This window comes from Peribacillus sp. Aquil_B1 (genome assembly GCF_022603275.1).
Lineage (GTDB): Bacteria > Bacillota > Bacilli > Bacillales > DSM-1321 > Peribacillus.
Genome location: NZ_JAKXEE010000001.1, coordinates 777,758 through 798,486 on the forward strand (window position 1 = coordinate 777,758; position 20,729 = coordinate 798,486).

General features: G+C 44.0%; 19 protein-coding genes. 16 read left to right on the top strand and 3 right to left on the bottom strand.

Going from position 1 to position 20,729, the window contains the following annotated elements:
- Nucleotides 1–31 precede the first annotated feature (31 nt).
- The 9 genes from MPH60_RS03835 to yajC all read left to right on the top strand — a co-directional run bounded on the left by MPH60_RS03835 (nt 32) and on the right by yajC (nt 7,013).
- Nucleotides 32–979, top strand: coding sequence for a phosphotransferase (locus tag MPH60_RS03835; protein ID WP_241593369.1), 948 nt, complete (start codon nt 32–34; stop codon nt 977–979).
- A 102-nt stretch (nt 980–1,081) separates the two neighbouring features.
- A complete protein-coding gene (locus MPH60_RS03840) occupies nt 1,082–1,681 on the top strand; it encodes a YhcN/YlaJ family sporulation lipoprotein (protein ID WP_157831014.1) in 600 nt (199 codons plus the stop codon).
- Between the two features lie 100 nt (nt 1,682–1,781).
- Complete coding sequence (locus MPH60_RS03845) at nt 1,782–2,291, top strand: BofC C-terminal domain-containing protein (RefSeq protein WP_405389311.1); 510 nt, start codon at nt 1,782–1,784, stop codon at nt 2,289–2,291.
- Nucleotides 2,292–2,614: 323 nt separating this feature from the next.
- On the top strand, nt 2,615–3,229 hold the full coding sequence (ruvA, locus tag MPH60_RS03850; RefSeq protein ID WP_241593367.1) for a Holliday junction branch migration protein RuvA: 615 nt from the start codon (nt 2,615–2,617) through the stop codon (nt 3,227–3,229).
- An 11-nt stretch (nt 3,230–3,240) separates the two neighbouring features.
- Nucleotides 3,241–4,239 (top strand): Holliday junction branch migration DNA helicase RuvB, encoded by a 999-nt coding sequence (ruvB, locus tag MPH60_RS03855; protein WP_241593365.1) that lies wholly within the window; start codon nt 3,241–3,243, stop codon nt 4,237–4,239.
- On the top strand, nt 4,236–4,442 hold the full coding sequence (locus tag MPH60_RS03860) for a DUF2905 domain-containing protein (RefSeq protein ID WP_241593364.1): 207 nt from the start codon (nt 4,236–4,238) through the stop codon (nt 4,440–4,442). The genes ruvB and MPH60_RS03860 overlap by 4 nt, the downstream gene beginning before the upstream one ends.
- 38 nt (nt 4,443–4,480) lie before the next feature.
- Complete coding sequence (gene queA / locus MPH60_RS03865; RefSeq protein WP_241593362.1) at nt 4,481–5,509, top strand: tRNA preQ1(34) S-adenosylmethionine ribosyltransferase-isomerase QueA; 1,029 nt, start codon at nt 4,481–4,483, stop codon at nt 5,507–5,509.
- A 36-nt stretch (nt 5,510–5,545) separates the two neighbouring features.
- A complete protein-coding gene (gene tgt / locus MPH60_RS03870) occupies nt 5,546–6,685 on the top strand; it encodes a tRNA guanosine(34) transglycosylase Tgt (protein WP_241593360.1) in 1,140 nt (379 codons plus the stop codon).
- Nucleotides 6,686–6,728: 43 nt separating this feature from the next.
- Nucleotides 6,729–7,013 (top strand): preprotein translocase subunit YajC, encoded by a 285-nt coding sequence (gene yajC / locus MPH60_RS03875; protein ID WP_214773395.1) that lies wholly within the window; start codon nt 6,729–6,731, stop codon nt 7,011–7,013.
- 46 nt (nt 7,014–7,059) lie between these two features.
- Here yajC and MPH60_RS03880 read toward each other — a convergent pair whose 3' ends face one another.
- Nucleotides 7,060–7,431 (bottom strand): TIGR04086 family membrane protein, encoded by a 372-nt coding sequence (locus MPH60_RS03880; RefSeq protein ID WP_170971607.1) that lies wholly within the window; start codon nt 7,429–7,431, stop codon nt 7,060–7,062.
- Between the two features lie 193 nt (nt 7,432–7,624).
- Between MPH60_RS03880 and MPH60_RS03885 the strand changes: the two genes are divergently transcribed.
- A complete protein-coding gene (locus MPH60_RS03885) occupies nt 7,625–8,281 on the top strand; it encodes a DUF421 domain-containing protein (RefSeq protein WP_241593355.1) in 657 nt (218 codons plus the stop codon).
- 28 nt (nt 8,282–8,309) lie between these two features.
- On the opposite strand, the gene spoVB is transcribed toward MPH60_RS03885, so the two are convergent.
- Complete coding sequence (gene spoVB / locus MPH60_RS03890) at nt 8,310–9,872, bottom strand: stage V sporulation protein B (RefSeq protein ID WP_241593354.1); 1,563 nt, start codon at nt 9,870–9,872, stop codon at nt 8,310–8,312.
- Between the two features lie 170 nt (nt 9,873–10,042).
- Between spoVB and MPH60_RS03895 the strand changes: the two genes are divergently transcribed.
- From MPH60_RS03895 to dtd, 6 genes are all read left to right on the top strand, one after another.
- Complete coding sequence (locus tag MPH60_RS03895) at nt 10,043–10,348, top strand: post-transcriptional regulator (protein WP_137020410.1); 306 nt, start codon at nt 10,043–10,045, stop codon at nt 10,346–10,348.
- 195 nt (nt 10,349–10,543) lie between these two features.
- Nucleotides 10,544–12,805 carry a protein translocase subunit SecDF gene (secDF, locus tag MPH60_RS03900; protein WP_241593347.1) on the top strand — a complete coding sequence of 754 codons (2,262 nt, stop codon included), beginning with the start codon at nt 10,544–10,546 and terminating at the stop codon, nt 12,803–12,805.
- Nucleotides 12,806–12,949: 144 nt separating this feature from the next.
- A complete protein-coding gene (recJ, locus tag MPH60_RS03905; protein WP_241593344.1) occupies nt 12,950–15,325 on the top strand; it encodes a single-stranded-DNA-specific exonuclease RecJ in 2,376 nt (791 codons plus the stop codon).
- Nucleotides 15,316–15,828: an adenine phosphoribosyltransferase gene (locus MPH60_RS03910; RefSeq protein ID WP_034308789.1), complete on the top strand. Its 513-nt coding sequence runs from the start codon at nt 15,316–15,318 to the stop codon at nt 15,826–15,828. Before recJ ends, MPH60_RS03910 begins: the two co-directional genes overlap by 10 nt.
- A gap of 318 nt (nt 15,829–16,146) precedes the next feature.
- Complete coding sequence (locus tag MPH60_RS03915; protein WP_241593342.1) at nt 16,147–18,345, top strand: RelA/SpoT family protein; 2,199 nt, start codon at nt 16,147–16,149, stop codon at nt 18,343–18,345.
- Nucleotides 18,346–18,360: 15 nt separating this feature from the next.
- Nucleotides 18,361–18,804: a D-aminoacyl-tRNA deacylase gene (dtd, locus tag MPH60_RS03920; RefSeq protein WP_241593340.1), complete on the top strand. Its 444-nt coding sequence runs from the start codon at nt 18,361–18,363 to the stop codon at nt 18,802–18,804.
- A gap of 66 nt (nt 18,805–18,870) precedes the next feature.
- Here dtd and MPH60_RS03925 read toward each other — a convergent pair whose 3' ends face one another.
- Complete coding sequence (locus tag MPH60_RS03925) at nt 18,871–20,640, bottom strand: SH3 domain-containing protein (RefSeq protein ID WP_241593329.1); 1,770 nt, start codon at nt 20,638–20,640, stop codon at nt 18,871–18,873.
- Nucleotides 20,641–20,729 lie beyond the last annotated feature (89 nt).

Here is a 20,729-nt window from a genome sequence, read left to right on the forward strand (position 1 = left end):
TTTGGGATACCGACATATGTAGATGAAAGCGATGACTACTAATTATCAAGGAGACAGTGTTTTTAACACTCGTCTCCTCTCTTATTTAAATCGTAAGCCAAGGAATGTCCACCATATTCAAAGCAGTGTCTATTTAATAACTTTTGAAAAGGGTCATTCAATGATCCTTAAAGGATTCGACAGCTTTGAAAAGTGGGATCGGCAAAGGGAATTGACTTCTTTGTTAAAACAAAAGGGTTTTCATCAAACGTATTATATTCATCAGAATTTAATGCCCTTTGAATTTAAAGGGAAATGGTATGGGAGTATGGACTATTTTCCGCCGAGTAAGAAAAAATTCAAATATTCCAATCATAAGGACCGTTTAGAGGGAATTAAATTACTGGAAAGCTTCCATGATGTGTCGGAACATCTCTCCATTAACGCCCCTGTGTTCAATCAATCAAAAAAGTGGAAAGAACGTTTATCACTTTTTAAAAAGAACTTTTCTTATGTTCGCCAATATGTTTCCGAAGATATTATCAAGGAATGGATTAGATGGGGTGAGTGGGCGCTAGAGGGGTTTGATAAAAATCAGTCTTTATGGAATAAGGAAAAGAAAGTAATCATTCATGGTGATTGTGCCCACCATAATTTCTTGCGCAGAGCGGATGGCACTTTGACTTTAATCGATTTTGACCTAATGGCAAATGCCCCGAGGTGCATTGATTATTTACAGTATGCAAATCGAATATCGCATCATTTGGAAGATGCGGCCACCGAGCTGTGGGAAGTGCCGCAATTGCAAAGGTATCAGTCAGACCCGGCCTTTTTATATGCTTTAACTTACCCTACCGATATTTTCCGTGAATGGAATCGTCTTAATAAAAGTTCTTCCCAGCTTCATTCGGTCTGGAAAATGTCCGTGGAAGGTTTTTCGGAGCGGATGGCGATGAATGAAAAATTGGCAAAAAGGATTTCTTCCCTTAATAGGAATTAATACGGGTTTTTGGCCGTATCTTACAGAGTACATTTCCCGTTCGACACCCATGCTAATTATGAGCGGAATTTAGCTCATTCAATTGCAATGGGAGGGTTATTGGTGCAGAAAATAAAATGGGCACAGCCGCTTTGTACGGTATTGGCCGCCGTCAGTTTGGTTGGATGTGCTAATAATGATACAGCGGAAAATGAAAATATCACAAATGATACAGGATACCATGAAAAAGATGCATTGGTACGCAACATCAATTATGAGAATATGGTGCAAGGTTTATACAATAAAGATGATGCGTACAGTAAAAGTGACCGTAACTACCATGGACATGAGAGTAAACCGCTTAAGGCGCGATCATCTTATTATAATTCCTATGAAGGCGCTTTAGCCGACAAAGTCAATGGTGTCGCCAATAAAGTGGAGCCGGTCATAGATACCAGGACAATCATCATGAAAGACGAAATGCTGGTAGCCTTGCTGCTTGATGACTACAGCCAAGCAAAAGATGTTAAAGAAAGAATCAAGAAGGAAATCGGACCGCTTACCAATGGCCGTACCCTATATGTCACCACCGATGAAGGTGTCTATTTCAGGACGATGACACTCGATAACAATCTTCGGGATGGCGATACGAGGGAAATGATCATTTTGGATGCCAATGACATGTTCGATAACCTTAACATTCACGAAAATCACTTGAAATAATTAGTGGGCTGACCCGACATGGAGTCAGCTCTTTTTGATTTTTTTCTGGTTAATAATCCTTTTTTGGGTCAAACTACATAAAAAGTAAACGCCTTAAGAGGTGAGTAAATTGATTAATCAACTCAGAATCCAATTTTTCATGACACTTTTCATATTGCCATTTTGCTTAACCGTTTTTGCCGAAGAAACTGTTCAAAAGATAAATGATCCAATTGAGAGGAAGGTCATTCTTCAGCGTATGTATCTGGATGGCGAGTTAAGTGAAGAGAAATTGACAGAGACCATTTGGTCGATGGAGGACTTTTGGTCAAAATATGAAGGATGGAAAGTAGTCGATCAAAATGAAGAGCAGATTGTCATGAAGAAAATTGAAAATGACATATCTCCGCTTTTAAAAGCGAATGGTTACCTTGGGATGAGGGAAGATGGTACGCTATCCATTTTTATCGGAAGGCCTGAGCACGCCAAGATCATTCATACTTTCTACCAAATAGACATTGGTAAACTAGAAGCATACAAGCAGGAGGAACTGCAAAAAGGGATTCCGATCATGAATAAAGACCAATATAAACAGCTCATTAAAGAATATGAGCCATATTCGGTAAACTAGGGTGGAGTGACATCCCATCCTTCAGACTGTAGACAAACTCGATAAAAATGGAGTTTGTCTACAGTTTTTTTTGTATTTACAATTTGATCGTTGCATTCCATTGCAGGCACTCGCTTGCTGCGGGCGGTCCGCCCTCGGCGCTTTTGCGCATGTTAGGTCTCGCTCCGACGCGTATTTGCTGCAGGAGTCTTGCACACCCGTTCCAATCAACTTCGTGATAGTGACACCGGAGTCAATGTGCCGCAATGAAATAACTTTTAATGAACAACACCCCCTTTTTATGATAAAATGAGAGGTACAGCAAAATCAGGGAGAGAATTAATTTGTATGATTATATAAAAGGCAAGGTCGATTACATTGGGCCTGAATACATAGTTGTGGAAAATGGGGGGATCGGATATCAAGTGATGACGCCGAATCCTTTTATTTTTTCCGCTCAATACCATAAAGAAATTCAAGTTTTCTTGTATCATTATGTTCGTGAGGATATGGCCGCATTATACGGATTCCAGACTCGCCAAGAAAAGGCGTTATTCACAAAATTATTGAATGTAACCGGAATCGGGCCGAAGGGAGCTCTAGCCATATTGGCTTCTGGTCAGGTTGATCAGGTGGTGCAGGCGATCGAAAATGAAGATGAATCGTTTTTGGTGAAATTCCCGGGAGTCGGAAAGAAAACGGCACGGCAAATGATCCTCGATTTAAAAGGGAAACTGGAGAACATTATTCCGGATGCGTTTCCAAGCTTGTTTAACGAAGGCGTCACGGCTGCACTCAGTCCAAATGGGTATACGGAGGAATTGGATGAAGCCGTTCTTGCATTGAAGGCTCTTGGTTATTCTGAAAAGGAAGTCCAAAAGGTTGCCAAAAAATTGCAGGCTGAAGATATGACGACCGAGCAATATATTAAGAAAGCATTGCAAATGATGTTAAGATAAGGAGTGGCGCAATGGAGGAGAGAATATTCAATCAGGAAGCCGATTTGAACGAACTGTCCTTTGAACAAAGCTTGCGGCCGCAAAACTTAAAGCAATATATCGGACAGGATAAAGTGAAAGCGAATTTAAGTGTATACATCGAAGCGGCAAGGATGCGTGAAGAAACGCTCGATCATGTACTTTTATATGGACCGCCTGGCCTTGGAAAGACGACGCTTGCCGTCATCATCGCCAATGAAATGGGTGTGAATATCCGCACGACTTCCGGTCCTGCCATTGAGCGGCCGGGAGATCTGGCGGCCATTTTGAGTGCACTTGAACCGGGTGATGTATTGTTCATTGATGAGATTCACCGTCTTCCCCGTGTCGTCGAAGAAGTGCTATACCCGGCTATGGAGGACTTCTGTCTGGATATTGTAGTCGGTAAGGGACCGGAAGCCCGTTCGATCAGGATCGACTTGCCGCCGTTTACCCTCGTAGGGGCCACGACACGTGCAGGCTCACTGTCTGCACCGCTCAGGGACCGTTTTGGGGTTTTGAGCCGTCTTGAATATTATACGGAAAACCATTTGACTGATATCATCATCCGTACGGCAAGAATCATGGATACGGAAATGGTTGATCAAGCAGCGGCAGAGCTTGCAAGAAGATCAAGGGGCACACCGAGAATTGCGAATCGGCTTTTACGGAGGGTCAGGGATTTCGCCCAGGTACGCGGTGATGGTACGATAACGGCCGAGCTTGCCGATTATGCGCTTGAATTAATGCAGGTCGACCGTTTAGGACTCGATCATATTGACCATAAATTACTTAAAGGGATCATTGAAAAATTCCGCGGCGGGCCCGTGGGTCTGGAAACGATTGCTGCAACGATCGGCGAAGAGGCACATACGATTGAAGATGTGTATGAACCATATCTGTTACAAGTCGGTTTTCTTCAGCGTACCCCAAGAGGCCGGGTGGCAACACAGCTTGTTTATGAGCATTTCGGAATGGAGATGCCTGAATGATGAATATACCGAAGATGGTTATGATTCTTGGTGTGATTATATTCGTGATTGGTTTTGCGATGAAATATATCAGTCTCGGCAGGCTGCCGGGAGATATTTTTCTGAAAAAGGGGAATACGACGTTTTATTTTCCCATCGTTACATCAATAATCGTCAGCGTTATATTGTCCGCGATTTTTTATTTGATTGGCCGTTTTAAATAATGATTACAGCTTGATAGACACGTAAGGAAGTGGAACAGATGAAATTGGATATGTTTGATTTTCATTTACCGGAGGAACTGATTGCCCAAGTTCCTTTGGAGGATAGGGAAGCAAGTAGATTGATGGTGCTGGACAAAGAAACCGGCAAGCTTCAGCATGATGTATTCAGCCATATCACGGAATATATCAAACCGGGAGATTGCCTGGTGTTGAATGATACGAAGGTTCTTCCGGCCCGGCTATACGGCAGTAAAGAAGGAACGGGTGCAAAAGTCGAAGTCTTGCTGCTTAAACAAGAGCATGATGATGTATGGGAAACGCTTGTGAAGCCGGCCAAACGGATTAAAGAAGGCACGACAATCGTTTTTGGCGATGGTAAGCTGAGTGCCGTGTGTACAGGTGTACTTGAGCATGGCGGCCGAATCCTTGAATTTAAATATGAAGGCATATTCTATGAAATACTGGAGAAGCTTGGCGAAATGCCGTTACCTCCATACATCAAGGAACAACTCGACGACCAGGACCGCTATCAAACGGTTTATGCGCGTGAACGGGGATCTGCAGCCGCACCTACCGCCGGCCTGCATTTTACGGAGGATTTGCTTGGGAAACTTAAAGAGATGGGTGTACACATCGCATTCATCACTCTGCATGTCGGGCTTGGTACATTCCGTCCAGTAAGTGTCGACGATATTGATAGCCACGAAATGCATTCCGAATTTTATCAAATGACGGAAGGCACTGCCAGATTACTGAATGATGTGAAAGAGAAGGGCGGGAAAATCATTACGGTCGGCACTACGTCCACAAGGACACTGGAAACGATTGCGTCCCGCAATGATGGGGTTTTCAAGGAAGAGAATGGCTGGACGAGCATCTTCATTTATCCTGGTTATGAGTTCAAAGGGATCGATGCGATGATAACGAACTTCCATTTGCCCAAATCGACTTTAATCATGCTAATTTCCGCACTTGCGGGCAGGGAGCATGTCCTTCATGCCTATGAAACGGCTGTGGAAGAAAAATACAGGTTCTTTAGTTTTGGAGATGCAATGTTAATTAAGTAATATAAGAGTGAGAAGCTCTTGAAGGGAGTTATTGCGTTGACTGCAATACGATATGAGTTAATCAAAACATGTAAACAGACAGGGGCACGGTTAGGCCGGGTCCATACGCCGCATGGTTCTTTTGAAACGCCGGCATTTATGCCGGTTGGAACGATGGCTACTGTCAAAACGATGTCCCCAGAGGATTTGAAACAAATGGGTGCAGGCATCATCCTGAGCAATACGTACCACCTATGGCTGCGTCCGGGGCATGAAATCATCAAGGAAGCTGGCGGATTGCATAAGTTCATGAACTGGGATCGGGCGATTTTGACCGACTCAGGCGGCTTTCAAGTCTTCAGTTTGAGCGAGTTCCGCAAAATTGAAGAAGAGGGCGTGCATTTCAGGAACCATCTGAATGGCGATAAATTATTCTTATCCCCGGAAAAAGCGATGGAAATACAAAATGCGCTTGGCTCCGATATTATGATGGCATTTGATGAATGTCCGCCATTTCCGGCGACTGAAGAGTATATGAAGAAGTCGGTTGAACGGACATCGCGCTGGGCGGAACGCTGTTTGAATGCACATGAGCGTCCGAATGACCAAGGGCTGTTTGGGATCGTTCAAGGCGGGGAGTTTGAAAACCTTCGCAAACAAAGTGCAAAAGACCTTGTCTCCCTTGACTTCCCGGGTTATGCTATTGGAGGGTTATCCGTTGGGGAACCGAAGGATATCATGAACCGCGTCCTTGAGTTTACAAGTCCGCTGCTGCCAAGTGACAAACCTCGTTACCTGATGGGAGTCGGTTCGCCGGACTCATTGATCGATGGTGCACTACGCGGTATCGATATGTTTGACTGTGTACTTCCGACGCGAATTGCGCGTAATGGTACGCTCATGACGAGCAATGGGCGGCTGGTTGTGAAAAATGCGAAGTATGCACGCGATTTCGGTCCAATCGATGAAAATTGCGATTGCCATGTTTGCAAGAATTATAGCCGGGCATATATCCGCCATTTGATTAAGTGTGAAGAAACCTTTGGGATTCGCCTTACGACTTACCATAATCTTCATTTTCTGTTAAACTTGATGGAACAGGTCAGACAAGCTATTCGAGAAGATCGTCTTGGAGACTTTAGGGAAGAGTTTTTTGAGCAGTATGGTTTCAATGAACCAAATGCGAGAAACTTCTAATTCCATAAATATTTTAATGAACGAAAGGAGTGAATATACTTAAATGGGTTCTTTAGCACAAATACTTCCGTTGATTTTAATGTTCGTATTGTTCTATTTCTTATTGATCCGCCCGCAGCAAAAACGCCAAAAGGCTACGCAAAACATGCAAAGCAGTTTGAAAAAAGGTGATAAAGTTGCTACTATCGGCGGCATGCACGGAACAATCGATGCAATCGATGAACTGCAAATCGTCATTAAATCACCAGACGGTACAAAACTGACGTTTGACCGTGCAGCAATCCGTGAAATTACGGAAAGCGCACCGAATAAAGAAACATCCCTATAAGACAAACGAAAACCGGGCCCTTGTGCCCGGTTTTTTGCTGTGTTTTTTAATCGGAGCGGGAGTCGGAACTCATGTTGACCCCAAGTACGCCACCCATCATGGCCGTAATCACGAAACAGCCATAGTATATCCATTGCTTGATCGTGAAGAGTGCATCGTGGCCTAAATATTGAAAAAGGAACACGACCAACAGATAAAGCAGCCCAGTGCTTCCGCCCAAGAATAGACCTTGCTTTTTCCCTTTGCCTCCTGAAATGAATCCACCAATGAACAGCGATAAAAAGGAAACGATCATGATCACGTATGTCAGGGATGATTCCGTCAGTGAAGTGAAACGAAGAAGGATGGATACGATTAAACTTGCAATCATCGCTATGGCAAAGATGGAGCCTACGCCATAAATTACGGCGACACTCATTTTTTTAGTTTCGATGGGTATTCCTCCTTTTTAAAAGGCTGATACGTATAGCCTGTTTATGTGTTTGTACAAGCATATTCCCCATATCGACCCTTTAGACCAGGTTTAAGAAGCTTCCCGTAAAATTAGAAAAGATTATAGAGTAATTTTTCAATCCCCAAGCCATGCTATGGATGAAGGATGTGGTATTGAAATGGATATCCTGGCTATTATTTTTAGGACAACAGTGATCTATTTAGTCATCTTAATCCTATTTCGAATGATGGGGAAGCGGGAAGTTGGGGAATTGAGCATTCTTGATTTAGTGGTATCCATCATGATTGGGGACATTGCCGTTCTATCATTTGAAGACTTGGATAGACCATTTTTCAGGCAAATCATTCCGATGTTCGTTCTTGCTTTCATCCAAATAATATTGGCTTTCATTTCATTGAAAAGCATTAGATTTCGAAACATCGTGGATGGTACGCCGCAGATCATCATCAATCAAGGGAAAATAGATGAAAAAGCGATGCGTAAGCAACGATATACCTTCGATGATTTATTGACCCAGCTGCGTGAACAGGGGATTAGTGATTTAAATGAAGTACAATTCGCAATCCTCGAATCTACCGGGAAGCTTTCGATCATCAAGAATACCAAAGGCAAAAGGTCTAAAACCAAGGAAACCCCTTATCCCCTTATAATCGATGGGGAGATACAGGAGAGGAATCTCGATAGAATTGGCAAAAATCATTTTTGGCTCCGGCACCAGTTGAAAAAACTGGGAGAAACGAAGATAAAAGAGATTTCGATTTGCGGGTACATAGATGGCCAATTTTACATCGATAAAAATGAAACGAAGAAATGACCGAAGCCTTTTAATGCTTCGGTTCATTTTATTTCCAAGCGAATTTTGATAAAAAGCCGCCCACTACAGGAATCCTGATCAGATCTGCCTTTTTTATGCTGCCGGTCATGAGCAGGAAAAATGTAAACAGCAGGATGACGACCGTCACGGAAAGCAAAAGCCGTATGCCAAGTGGCTGTGAGGAGAGCGGGAATTGATAAAGGTAATAACCGCCCCATCCGGAAATTAAAGCAAGGACCAAAGCTGATATATAGCTGCGGAAATGAAGCGTGAAAGGGACGACCTTCAGTACGGTTGAAAAATGCAGGAAGGTAACGAGCATCGTACCGACCGCTATCCCGATTGCGGCACCCATGATTCCGAAACTTTCCTTTGATGCCAGCAGCCAGATCACACCGATTTTAAGGATGTTACCAGCCAGGCTGTTGAACATCGCGGCCTTTGCAAGGTCCAATGCTTGCAGCATGGATTGCAGCGGATATTGAAAGTAATAAAGGATGAAAAAGGGTGCCAGGAATTTAATGAAAACGGCAGCATGTGAAGAGCCGTACATGACTTGTAAAATCGGTTCGGCAAAGATGAACAGAATGACTATAGCTAAACAGCCGGTGATAAAGGTGATTTTCAGTGCCTGCTGAAGCCTGTGTTCAACGAGTAAAAAGTTTCCGGTCGTACGGGCTTCGCTCACTGCCGGGACAAGTGCCGTCGCCAATGATGATGTAACGAAGGAAGGAAGCATGAGTAAAGGCAGGGCGTACCCTGTCAGCTCCCCGTATTGACTTGTGGCTGCGGCGGCGGTGACTCCGGCAAGTGCCAAACTCTGGGCGACCACTATCGGTTCGAAAAACCACGAAACCGATCCGATCATCCTGCTCCCGGTGGAAGGAAGGGCAATCCCCATCAATTCGGTGAATGTTCCTTTTCCGGATTTGACATTCTTGAAAAAGCCCTTTCTGAACTTGAAATGTTTCTTTAATTTAAAGCTGGTCAATAAGTAGATGAGAGATACAAGTTCACCGATAATCGATGCGAACATCGCCCCGGCTGCAGCATATTCGATTCCATATGGCAAAAAGGCCTTCGTCAGGACGGCTATGAAAGTGATTCGGGCCACCTGTTCGATAACTTGAGAAAAAGCGAATGGCTTCATATTTTGCTTGCCTTGGAAATATCCGCGCAGTACGGAAGATATGGCGATGATCGGTACGATAGGGGCAATCGCCATAAGCGGCCATACCGTCCGTTTGTCAGTGAATAGATTTTCTGAGAGAGCTGGCGCGAAAAGCAGCATCGCAGGAGTGAAAATCATCGATAGAGTAAAGGTGCAGGCCAAAGAGACGACAAGGATTTTCTTGATTTTCCGTTCATCACCTCTGGCATTGGCCTCAGCCACGTATTTCGAAATGGCGATTGGCAGGCCTAACTGGGTTATGTTCACGACGAGAAAGAGGGTCGGTAAAGCCATCATATATAAACCAACGCCTTCTTCGCCGATGAAGCGGGCGATGACAATGCGGTTAATGAAACCAAGAACTCTTGTTATCAGGCTTGCGATTAATAAAATCAGCGTCCCTTTTAAAAATTTGGACATTGAACTCCCTCCCTGCCTTCTCAAAAAAGCGGTTATGCTATACAATTATCTATATGCTTGTACTTGGACAAAGCATGACAAAAGTGTTTGTTTGCGTTCTAACAAATGATAAGAAACCCTTCTAAGAAAATGCGCATTCATTTGAGAATCATTTTACTGGAGGCAAAGTGATGGCAAAAAAGAATCATCCCTATCAAAGGTATTATCTAAAGGTGCGTCCATTCTTGAAGAGCAAGCGTGAGGAATTCCAAATGGTCGGTTTGAATGCCGTAACAGAGGAAGACATATGGGGAACCTTAACCAAAAATAAATGGAAGCGTCCGCAGGAAAACATTCACATACATGAACTTGTTGCAGATATCGTGACATTTTCGAGCAACCAGTTCATGACCTTCCAAATGGTCGAAGCTTATAAATCACCAAACCTATTTGAGCCGCTTTCAGAAGAGGAACTGAAGGAACTTTTGAAAGAATGACACAAAGATATACTTAAATTGACAGCTGTTTGTATTTGTCTCATAATAGATATGGTTATGCTTTTTTTGGAAAAGCATGGAAAGCTGTGTCTTTTTTCTCAAGAAGCAAAGGGATTGCAGTTATCATTTAAACAATAAATGACAGGTTTTTTAACTTCAGGAACAGGCGTATTATAGAAAGGGGCCTACTACATAATGGTAAAAAGAAGCAGGATCGTTGCGTTTTTTCTAATCGCACTTTTGATTTTCGCAGCGATGGGGACGACTTCAAAAGGAATCCTAAAGGATATCAAGCTGGGTCTTGATCTTCAAGGCGGTTTTGAAGTGTTATATGAAGTAAAACCGCTGTCTGGGGAGAAGATCACCCCGGATGTTTTACGGGCTACAGTAAGCTCGCTTGAGCGGCGTGTCAATGTTTTGGGGGTTAGCGAGCCTAACATTCAAATCGAAGGGAAAGACCGGATCCGCGTTCAATTGGCTGGGGTCAAAGACCAAAACAACGCTCGGGAAATCCTCTCGACACAAGCTAAATTATCCTTCCGTGACTACAACGATAAGGAAATGATGACCGGGGCCGACCTTAAAGAAGGCGGCGCGAAACAAACATTCCAAGATAATCAACCGGTTGTTGAAGTCACATTGAAAGATGTGGATAAATTTAAGGACATCACTCAAAAAATATCCACGATGGAAAGACCTACTAATGTACTTGCAATCTGGCTGGATTTCGAGGAAGGAAAAGATTCCATCAAAGATACAGCTTCACAGGACAATATGATATCCGCTCCGGCTGTCAGTGAAGTTTTCAATACGAAGAAGGTGTATATTACCGGTCAATTCACGGTGGAAGAAGCGAAAGAGCTTGCAGCCCTTCTGAATGCCGGTGCCCTGCCTGTTGATTTGAAAGAAAAGTATTCCACTTCAGTGGGTGCACAATTCGGTGCAGGTGCACTGAATGATACTATTTTTGCAGGAATCATCGGAATTGCACTTGTTTTTATCTTCATGCTGGTGTATTACCGCTTCCCGGGATTCATTGCGGTCGTCACATTAAGCATATACCTTTTCTTGACGCTATTAGTGTTTGATTGGATGAATGCAGTCCTTACGCTGCCTGGTATTGCGGCATTGGTACTCGGGGTCGGGATGGCTGTCGATGCCAATATCATAACCTATGAGCGAATCAGGGATGAATTGAAACTTGGCAGATCCGTTAAAGCGGCTTATAAAGAAGGTACCAAGAATTCACTTGCTACAATCACGGATGCCAACTTAACGACCCTGCTGGCTGCGGCTGTTCTATTCTATTATGGAACAAGCTCGGTTAAAGGGTTTGCCACCACTTTGATCATTTCGATTTTAATGAGTTTCATTACAGCCGTCTATGGTACACGTCTCTTCATGAGCCTGTGGGTGAATAGCGGGTTCCTGGACAAACGTGCATCGTGGTTTGGCGTGAAGAAGAAATACATTCACGATTTATCCGAGAAAATGGATTTGATGTCATTGCCAACACGCTTTGATAAAATCGATTTCGTCAAACATCGGAAAGTTTTTTATGGCATTTCAATCGGTGTCACCATTATCGGGATCATCTTCCTGCTCGTCTTCAGATTGAATCTTGGGATTGATTTCACGAGCGGTACCCGAATTGAGGTTGCGTCCAAAGACGTCTTGACGACTCAGCAAGTCAAAACCGAAATGGAAAAGGTCGGTATTGACGCGGATGATATCAAGGATGTCAGGCTCGCTGGACAAGACAATAAAAATGCTGTCGTTCGGACAGTCGGTGTCCTCGATAAACAGGAAATCGCTGAATTGAAGGACCATTTCAAGAAGGATTACGGAGCGGAACCGAATGTCAGCACCGTATCACCGACTGTAGGAAAAGAGCTTGCGAAAAATGCCATGTATGCCTTAGCGATCGCATCAATCGGAATCATATTGTATGTATCGATACGATTTGAATGGCGAATGGCTGTACCTGCCGTTGTCGCCCTTATCCATGATGCATTCTTCATCATCACGATTTTTAGCTTACTCCGGCTCGAAGTGGATATCACCTTCATTGCAGCGGTTCTGACGATTGTCGGTTATTCGATCAATGATACGATCGTAACCTTTGACCGTATTCGTGAAAACCTACGCTTCAGCCGTAAAATCAAAACCGCCGAAGAGCTTGAGAACATTGTGAACATCAGTATCAGGCAAACTTTGACGAGATCCATTAACACGGTTCTGACCGTTCTCATTACGGTCATCGCATTGATGATCTTTGGCAGTGAAGCTATCCGTAACTTCTCCATTGCCCTGTTTATCGGTTTGATATGCGGCGTGTATTCATCACTATTGATCGCTTCCCAATTCTGGCTTGATTTGAAAATCAGGGAATTGAAGAAGAAAGGTCCGCTGAATACCGCAAAAGAAAAGAAACAAAGCCTTGAAGGTCAAGTTTAATAAGTGGGGGGGCTGGCATGATGCCAGCCTTCTTTTTGTTGAACTAAGTTTATTGGATAGGGAATTACAGCCATTTATGAGTTTAAAATAAAATTGAAACTGGTATATTCGTTTTGTATAATGAGTAGGTTGAGGGGTGAATAAATGTTAAAGCCAAAAACACGGTGGAACTTGCAATCTGCCGATGAAAACAAAGTTGCTGTACTAGCTGAAGAGCTTCATATCACACCTTTGGTTGCAGCCCTGCTTGTGAATCGAGGCCTGGATACAATTGAAAGTGCCCGATCGTTTTTATTTGTAAAAAATCAAACTTTTCATGATCCATTTTTATTGAAGGATATGGATAAAGCAGTATATAGAATAAGAGAAGCCATTCAAAATGGGGAAAAAATACGTATATTCGGTGATTATGATGCGGATGGCGTGACATCGACAACAGTGATGATGACGGTGCTGATGAAATTGGGGGCCAATGTTGATTTTTATATCCCGAATCGATTTACAGAGGGATATGGTCCGAATCCGATGGCGTTCCGCCTTGCAGCTGAGCAAGGGGTGAAGGTATTAATAACCGTCGATACCGGAATTTCTGCAATCGATGAAGCAAAACTTGCCGGCGAGCTTGGCATGGATTATATATTGACCGACCACCACGAACCGGGGCCGGAACTGCCTGAGGCATTGGCAATCATCCATCCTAAACTTGAGAACAGTTCCTATCCATTTAAAGACCTTGCCGGAGTAGGGGTTGCATTTAAGCTTGCACACGCCTTGCTTGGGGAATTGCCTGAGGATCTGCTTGAAATAGCGGCAATCGGCACGATAGCGGATTTAGTGCCTTTGCAAGGGGAAAACCGCCTCATTGCTGCGAAAGGCATCGAGCAGTTACGTTTGACTCGCCGCCCGGGACTCGTTGCGTTAATGAAAGTGGCGAATGTTCAGCAGGAAGCATTGAATGAAGAATCGATCGGCTTTGCGATGGCACCGAGGATCAATGCTGTCGGGCGCCTTGGAGATGCCGATCCCGCTGTCGATTTATTGATGTCACAAAGCCTGGAAGAAGCAGTGGAACTTGCGAATGAAATCAATGATATCAATAAAGAGCGGCAGGAGATGGTTGCAGCCATGGCGGCGGAAGCGATTGCTGAGGTCGAGGAAAACTTCCCGCCGGAGTCCAATGGCGTGCTCATCATCGGAAGGGAAGGCTGGAACGCAGGAGTCGTGGGGATTGTGGCCTCAAAACTAGTTGAACGCTTTTACCGGCCCACGATTGTATTGAGCTATGACCGGGAAAAGGGATATGCAAAAGGTTCTGCTCGGAGCATCGCCGGTTTCGATCTTTTTCAAAGTCTTTCCTCCTGCCGTGAACTGCTGCCTCATTTCGGCGGACATCCGATGGCTGCTGGAATGACATTGAAAATTGAAGATGTCCAGGAGCTCAGGGACCGCATGAATTTGATTGCGAAGGAACAACTGAATGAAGAGGACTTTACACCGATTACAAACTTGGACGGGGCTACGACTTTAGCTGACGTTTCCATTCAAACGATTCAGGAAATGAGCTTGCTGTCGCCATTTGGGGTAACGAATCCCAAGCCGAAGATATTGATAGATTCCGTACAGCTTTCAAGTGTCCGCAAAATAGGTGCAAACCAAAATCACTTGAAGGTCCAGCTGGAAGATGGTGAAAATCACAAACTTGACGGTGTGGGCTTCGGTCTTGGTCATTTTGTCGATGAAATAGCTCCGCACGCTGAGGTCTCGGTTATTGGTGAGCTTTCCATCAATGAGTGGAATAATATGAAAAAGCCCCAGATCTTTGTCCAGGATGTCTCGGTAAACCATTGGCAGTTATTCGATTACCGCGGCAAGGGACAGGCAGAGAAGTGGCTTGCCGACATTCCTGCACATAACCGGAAGATCGTCATTTTCTCGGAAGATATTTATAGCAGATATCCATTTTTACAAAACCATCCGGATCTCGTTATTATCAACAATGAACTGGATGCAGAGCAGCTCGACTGCTTCGAAGGTCATTTGGTATTCATGGACATGCCGACGTCAAGGGATTATTTGAAACGGGTGATTGCCGATAAGCAGCCTTCACGTATCTACGCTCACTTTTCCCATGAACAGGACCATTTCCTAAGTACGATGCCAACAAGAGATCATTTTAAATGGTTTTATGCCTTCCTTGCCAAAAAGGGGCCGCTCGATGTGAAAAGATATGGTGATGACCTAGCCAAATATCGCGGCTGGTCAAGAGATACGGTGGATTTCATTTCTAAGGTGTTTTTTGAGCTTGATTTTGTTACAATAGAGAATGGGTTAATTATGCTCACAACCAATGCGAAAAAACGCGATCTCAGTGAATCTGAATCGTATACAAGAAAGAAAGAGCAATTTGAGCTTGAACAAGAGCTTGTTTATTCTTCCTATCAGCAATTATTCGATTGGTTCAATCATTATTTAGTTCATGAGGCAACAGACCTTGAGGAGGAAACAAAGCAATGGATTTAAAGCAATATGTAACAATTGTGCAAGACTGGCCAAAACCGGGTATTGTCTTCAAAGATATTACAACATTAATGGATAACGGTGCAGCTTATAAATACGCAACAGACCAAATCGTCGAGTACGCTCGCGATAAGAATATCGACTTGGTGGTCGGGCCGGAAGCGCGCGGATTCATTATCGGATGTCCAGTCGCATACTCATTGGAAGTGGGCTTTGCGCCAGTGAGAAAAGAAGGAAAACTTCCACGTGAAACGATAAAAGTCGAATATGGATTAGAATATGGCAAGGATGTATTGACAATCCATAAAGATGCCATCAAACCGGGACAGCGTGTACTGATTACGGACGATTTACTTGCTACCGGGGGAACAATCGAAGCGACGATCAAATTGGTTGAACAGCTTGGCGGAATTGTAGCCGGGATTGCATTCCTTATTGAATTGACTGACTTGGATGGAAAAGATAAATTAGACGGCTATGATGTCTTGACATTAATGAGCTTTTAATAAAGAAGAGCACTCTGACCAGGGTGCTCTTTCTGTTTTTACCCGTTTTTTTCTGAATTTTGTCGAATTTCCAGTGAAAAAATGCAGTATTCTTTATAAAATACACGTTTAACTCTTTACATCCTTGCCTTTTTTTTCGATAATAGTAATAATAAAGAGTTTTTCTGCTAATAAGTTTATTTGCACTTTTATCCGTTTAAGCGGATTTATTTTTTTTCGCAAAAATTGTCACGTTTTGCAGAATAAAGGGAAGTGCTACCAATCATACTCAATCCGGATCATATCCGGTGGCAGTTAAAGTGGGGTTAAGGTGATTAAATGGCTAATGATCAAATATTGACTGCCGAGCAGGTTGTAGAACGGGCCAGCTTATATCTTCAGCCGGAAGAAGCTGAATTTATTCATAGAGCGTTTAAGTATGCAGAGTATGCTCACCGAGAACAATTCCGTAAATCGGGAGAGCCGTATATTATTCATCCGATTCAAGTGGCGGGCATTCTGGCTGAACTTGAAATGGACCCTGCAACCATTGCGGCAGGTTTTTTACATGATGTTGTTGAAGACACGGAGATCACTCTGAAGGATATTGAAGAAAATTTCAGTCCTGAAGTCGCCATGCTTGTGGATGGCGTGACAAAGTTAGGGAAAATCAAGTATAAATCACAGCAGGAGCAACAGGCGGAAAACCATCGGAAAATGTTCGTGGCGATGGCCCAGGATATACGGGTCATCTTGATCAAGCTTGCGGACAGACTTCATAATATGCGGACATTGAAGCATCTGCCGCAGGAAAAGCAGAGAAGGATCTCGAACGAGACGTTGGAAATTTTCGCACCGCTTGCTCATCGTCTTGGTATCAGTACAATTAAATGGGAACTTGAAGATACTGCACTAAGGTATTTGAATCCCCAGCAGTATTACCGAATCGTCAACCTGATGAAGAAAAAGCGTGCAGAACGTGAAAAGTATCTGGAAGAAGTCATAGATGAAGTGCGTAAAAACGTTGAGGAAGTCAATATTAAGGCTGACCTTTCCGGCAGACCGAAACATATTTACAGCATTTATCGTAAAATGGCTTTGCAGAATAAGCAGTTCAGCGAAATTTACGATTTGCTTGCGGTTCGGATCGTCGTCAATAGCATTAAGGATTGCTATGCCGTCTTAGGGATCATCCATACATGCTGGAAGCCGATGCCTGGCCGATTCAAAGATTATATTGCGATGCCGAAGCCGAATATGTATCAATCGCTCCATACGACGGTGATCGGTCCGAAAGGCGACCCGCTGGAAGTGCAGATCCGTACTTCCGATATGCATCGCATTGCCGAGTTCGGGGTTGCCGCGCACTGGGCTTATAAAGAAGGAAAAGATGTCGGTGAACAGCCTTCACTGGAAGAAAAATTGACATGGTTCCGGGAAATTCTTGAATTCCAGGATGATGCTACTAATGCAGAGGAATTCATGGAATCCCTTAAAATAGATCTTTTTTCTGATATGGTATTCATTTTCACACCAAAAGGCGATGTCATCGAACTGCCATCAGGATCCAACCCGATTGATTTCGCTTACCGGATTCACTCGGAAATCGGAAATAAAACGATTGGTGCCAAGGTGAATGGGAAAATGGTACCGCTGGATTATAAACTGAAAACTGGCGACATCATAGAAATCTTAACTTCTAAGCATTCATATGGTCCAAGTCAGGATTGGCTTAAACTAACGCAAACATCTCAGGCGAAAAACAAGATCCGCCAATTTTTCAAGAAGCAGCGCCGGGAAGAAAATATCGAAAAAGGCAAAGAGCTTGTTGAAAAGGAAATCAAGGATATGGAGTTCGACCTGAAGGAAATCCTGACGGCCGAGAATATCAGGCGTGTTGCAGATAAATTCAACTTCCTAAATGAAGAAGATATGTATGCAGCAGTCGGATATAATGGAATCACTGCCCTTCAGGTAGCTAACCGCCTTACCGAAAAATGGCGCAAACAGAAAATGGTCGAGCAAGAAGCGGATATTTCTGAAGCGGTAGCCGACCTGAAAACCTTCTCCAATACATCTAAAAAACGTGACTCAGGTGTACAGGTACCGGGGATTGATAACCTGCTTATCCGTTTATCACGCTGTTGCAACCCAGTGCCAGGAGACGAAATCGTTGGTTATATAACCAAAGGCCGTGGAGTTTCCGTTCATAGACAAGATTGTCCGAACCTGGATAGCGGGGATTCCGATCATCGCCTTGTACCGGTTGAATGGGAAAGTACGATTAATGAACGCAAGGAATACATCGTTGAAATTGAAATCAGCGGCTATGACCGTCGAGGCTTATTAAATGAAGTACTGCAGGCCGTCAATGAAACCAAGACCAACATTTCGGCAGTCTCGGGTAAATCCGACAGGAACAAGGTGGCGACCATTCACATGTCCATCTATATCCATAACATTGCCCATTTACAAAAGGTCGTCGACCGTATCAAACAAATTTCAGATGTTTATTCCGTTAGAAGGATCATGAACTAAGGAGTTTTTATTGCCATGCGTGTTGTTTTACAACGTTCCAAAGCGGCAAAAGTCGTTGTCGCAGACCAAATCATCGGGCAAATCGACAGCGGGCTCGTCCTGTTGGTTGGCGTCACCCATGGGGATACCATCGATGATGCCGCCTATTTGGCCGATAAGATTGTAAATCTCAGAATATTTGAAGATGAAAATGAAAAGATGAACCATTCACTATTGGATGTGGGAGGTTCGATTTTATCAGTTTCACAATTCACCTTATACGGCGATAGCCGCAAAGGCCGTCGACCGAACTTCATGGACGCCGCCCGTCCTGAAGAGGCGAATGAAATATATGAAGCATTTAACGAGGAACTCCGCAAGAAAGGCGTCCATACGGAAACCGGTCAATTTGGTGCCATGATGGATGTTCAGCTTACTAATGACGGTCCCGTTACACTTATACTTGAAAGCAAAAAATAACCTGCTGCGGCAGGTTATTTTTTTGTAGAAAAGCCAGCTTCGATGCGAAGCTGGCTTTTCTACTTCTTATTTAAAATACCGCGCCAATCCATTATAGATGGCAGATGTGATTTTTTCTTGATACTCATTCGATGTTAACGTCAATTCTTCCACTGGATTGCTTAAATAACCTAGTTCAATAAGTGTGGCTACCCGTTTATTTTCGCGGGTAACATGAAAATTCCCGTAACGTGATCCACGATTGGGCACCTGCATGGTTGAACCGAGTGAATTGGCCAGAGTAGCCGCCAATGCACGCTGGTAATCATGATAGTAGTATGTGGTGATCCCGCTGGTGATCTGGTCCTTGGTGCTATCATAATGGAGGCTGATGAAAGCATCCGCGTTATGTATATGAGAAGTGCTGACCCGGGAAGGGAGTGGAACATAGGTATTTCCGCTTCTGGTCAGGATCACATTAGCTCCTGCAGCCTGAAGTTTGTCCCGCAGCAGCTCTGCCGTACGAATCGTCAAGTTTTTCTCCAGTGTTCCACCGACGCCTATTGTACCGCTATCCCTGCCGCCATGGCCGGGATCGATCACAATGATTTTATCCTTTAAGTATTTTTCAACTCCAGGTCGTTGGATCTGCTCGGAATTCCCTTCGATCGTCACGATCCATCCGGCCACATAAGCCGTTTTTCCGCTCTTCAGTTTTATGGAATACCAGTCGCCTTCCATACCTGATGCGGAGAAGGTTTCACCTGCATTGGCCTGCTCGACTATCTTCGAGTTACCATCAGGCTCGCTTCTAAGGATCGTACCATCATGAATGATGGTAATCTTGTTTCCTTTTACATCAACCTTTTTTTCCTTCACCGTTTGTTCAACATTCTCTTTTTCCAGATACCAACTCACGACCCAGCCCTTTTTCGAACCGGAGAGCTTGATCTGTGTCATATTTCCCTTTGTTTGCAGTACGGCGTACGTTTCATCCTTGTTCACCGAGCCGATGACCTTGCTTGAGAGAGAGGCTTCTTTCCTGACATTTAAACCCGTAGCGGTCACCCTTGCAGTGGCGCCTGCCGGATCATTTTTCATGTCTTCTTTACCTTCGCTTACTTGTATGTAAGGTTCAGCTACCCAACCGCGGACTCCTTGGAAATCAATTTCAGCCCATTCATTTTCAACCCGGTAAACGGTCACTGCCGTATTTTTGTTCAGCTTCCCGAGCGTGGCACTGCTTTTCGACGGTTCAGAGCGGACATTGAGCCGGTCCACCAAAGTTACTCCGGTTTTTCCGGATTGTTTCGTTTCTTTTTTCTTAGTTGAATCTTTCTTCGCTGCATTTCCAGATGCGGCGGGGAGATTAAGGTAGTCAGAAGAGACCCAACCTTCGATATCCGCCGTTTTGATCTTTATCCAATTTTCATTTTTTTCAATGATGTCAACAGGTGTACCTTTACTCAAGGACCCAACCGTTTGAAATGTAGTGCCTGGACCTGTACGGACGCGGACCGAACTGCCTGATATCACACCTTGTCCGGATTCCTTTTTGACCTGATTGGTATCAGACCCTGTTTGTTTCTCCACTAGCCAATTGGCAACCCAACCCGTTTTGCCGGCGCCAATCTGGATTTCGATCCAGTCGCCATCTTCATTCAGGATGGGATATGATTCCCCTTTTGCCAGTTTTTTTACGATAGGGAAACTGAGACCTGCACCTTCACGGACATTGACCACTTGGGTCGTCACGATATTTTCCCCTTCATCTTTTCCAAAAGCGTGATTGACGGGGAAAATCGCTGAGAATATCAGCATAAGTGTCAGGCCGAATAAACCCGATTTCTTCTTCATAAGTTGTCTCTCCCTTTAAATGTCTATATGTATGTATTCGCGTTCAATGAAAATTTCCCTCTTTCCCTGTGCAAAAAACATTTTTTTTA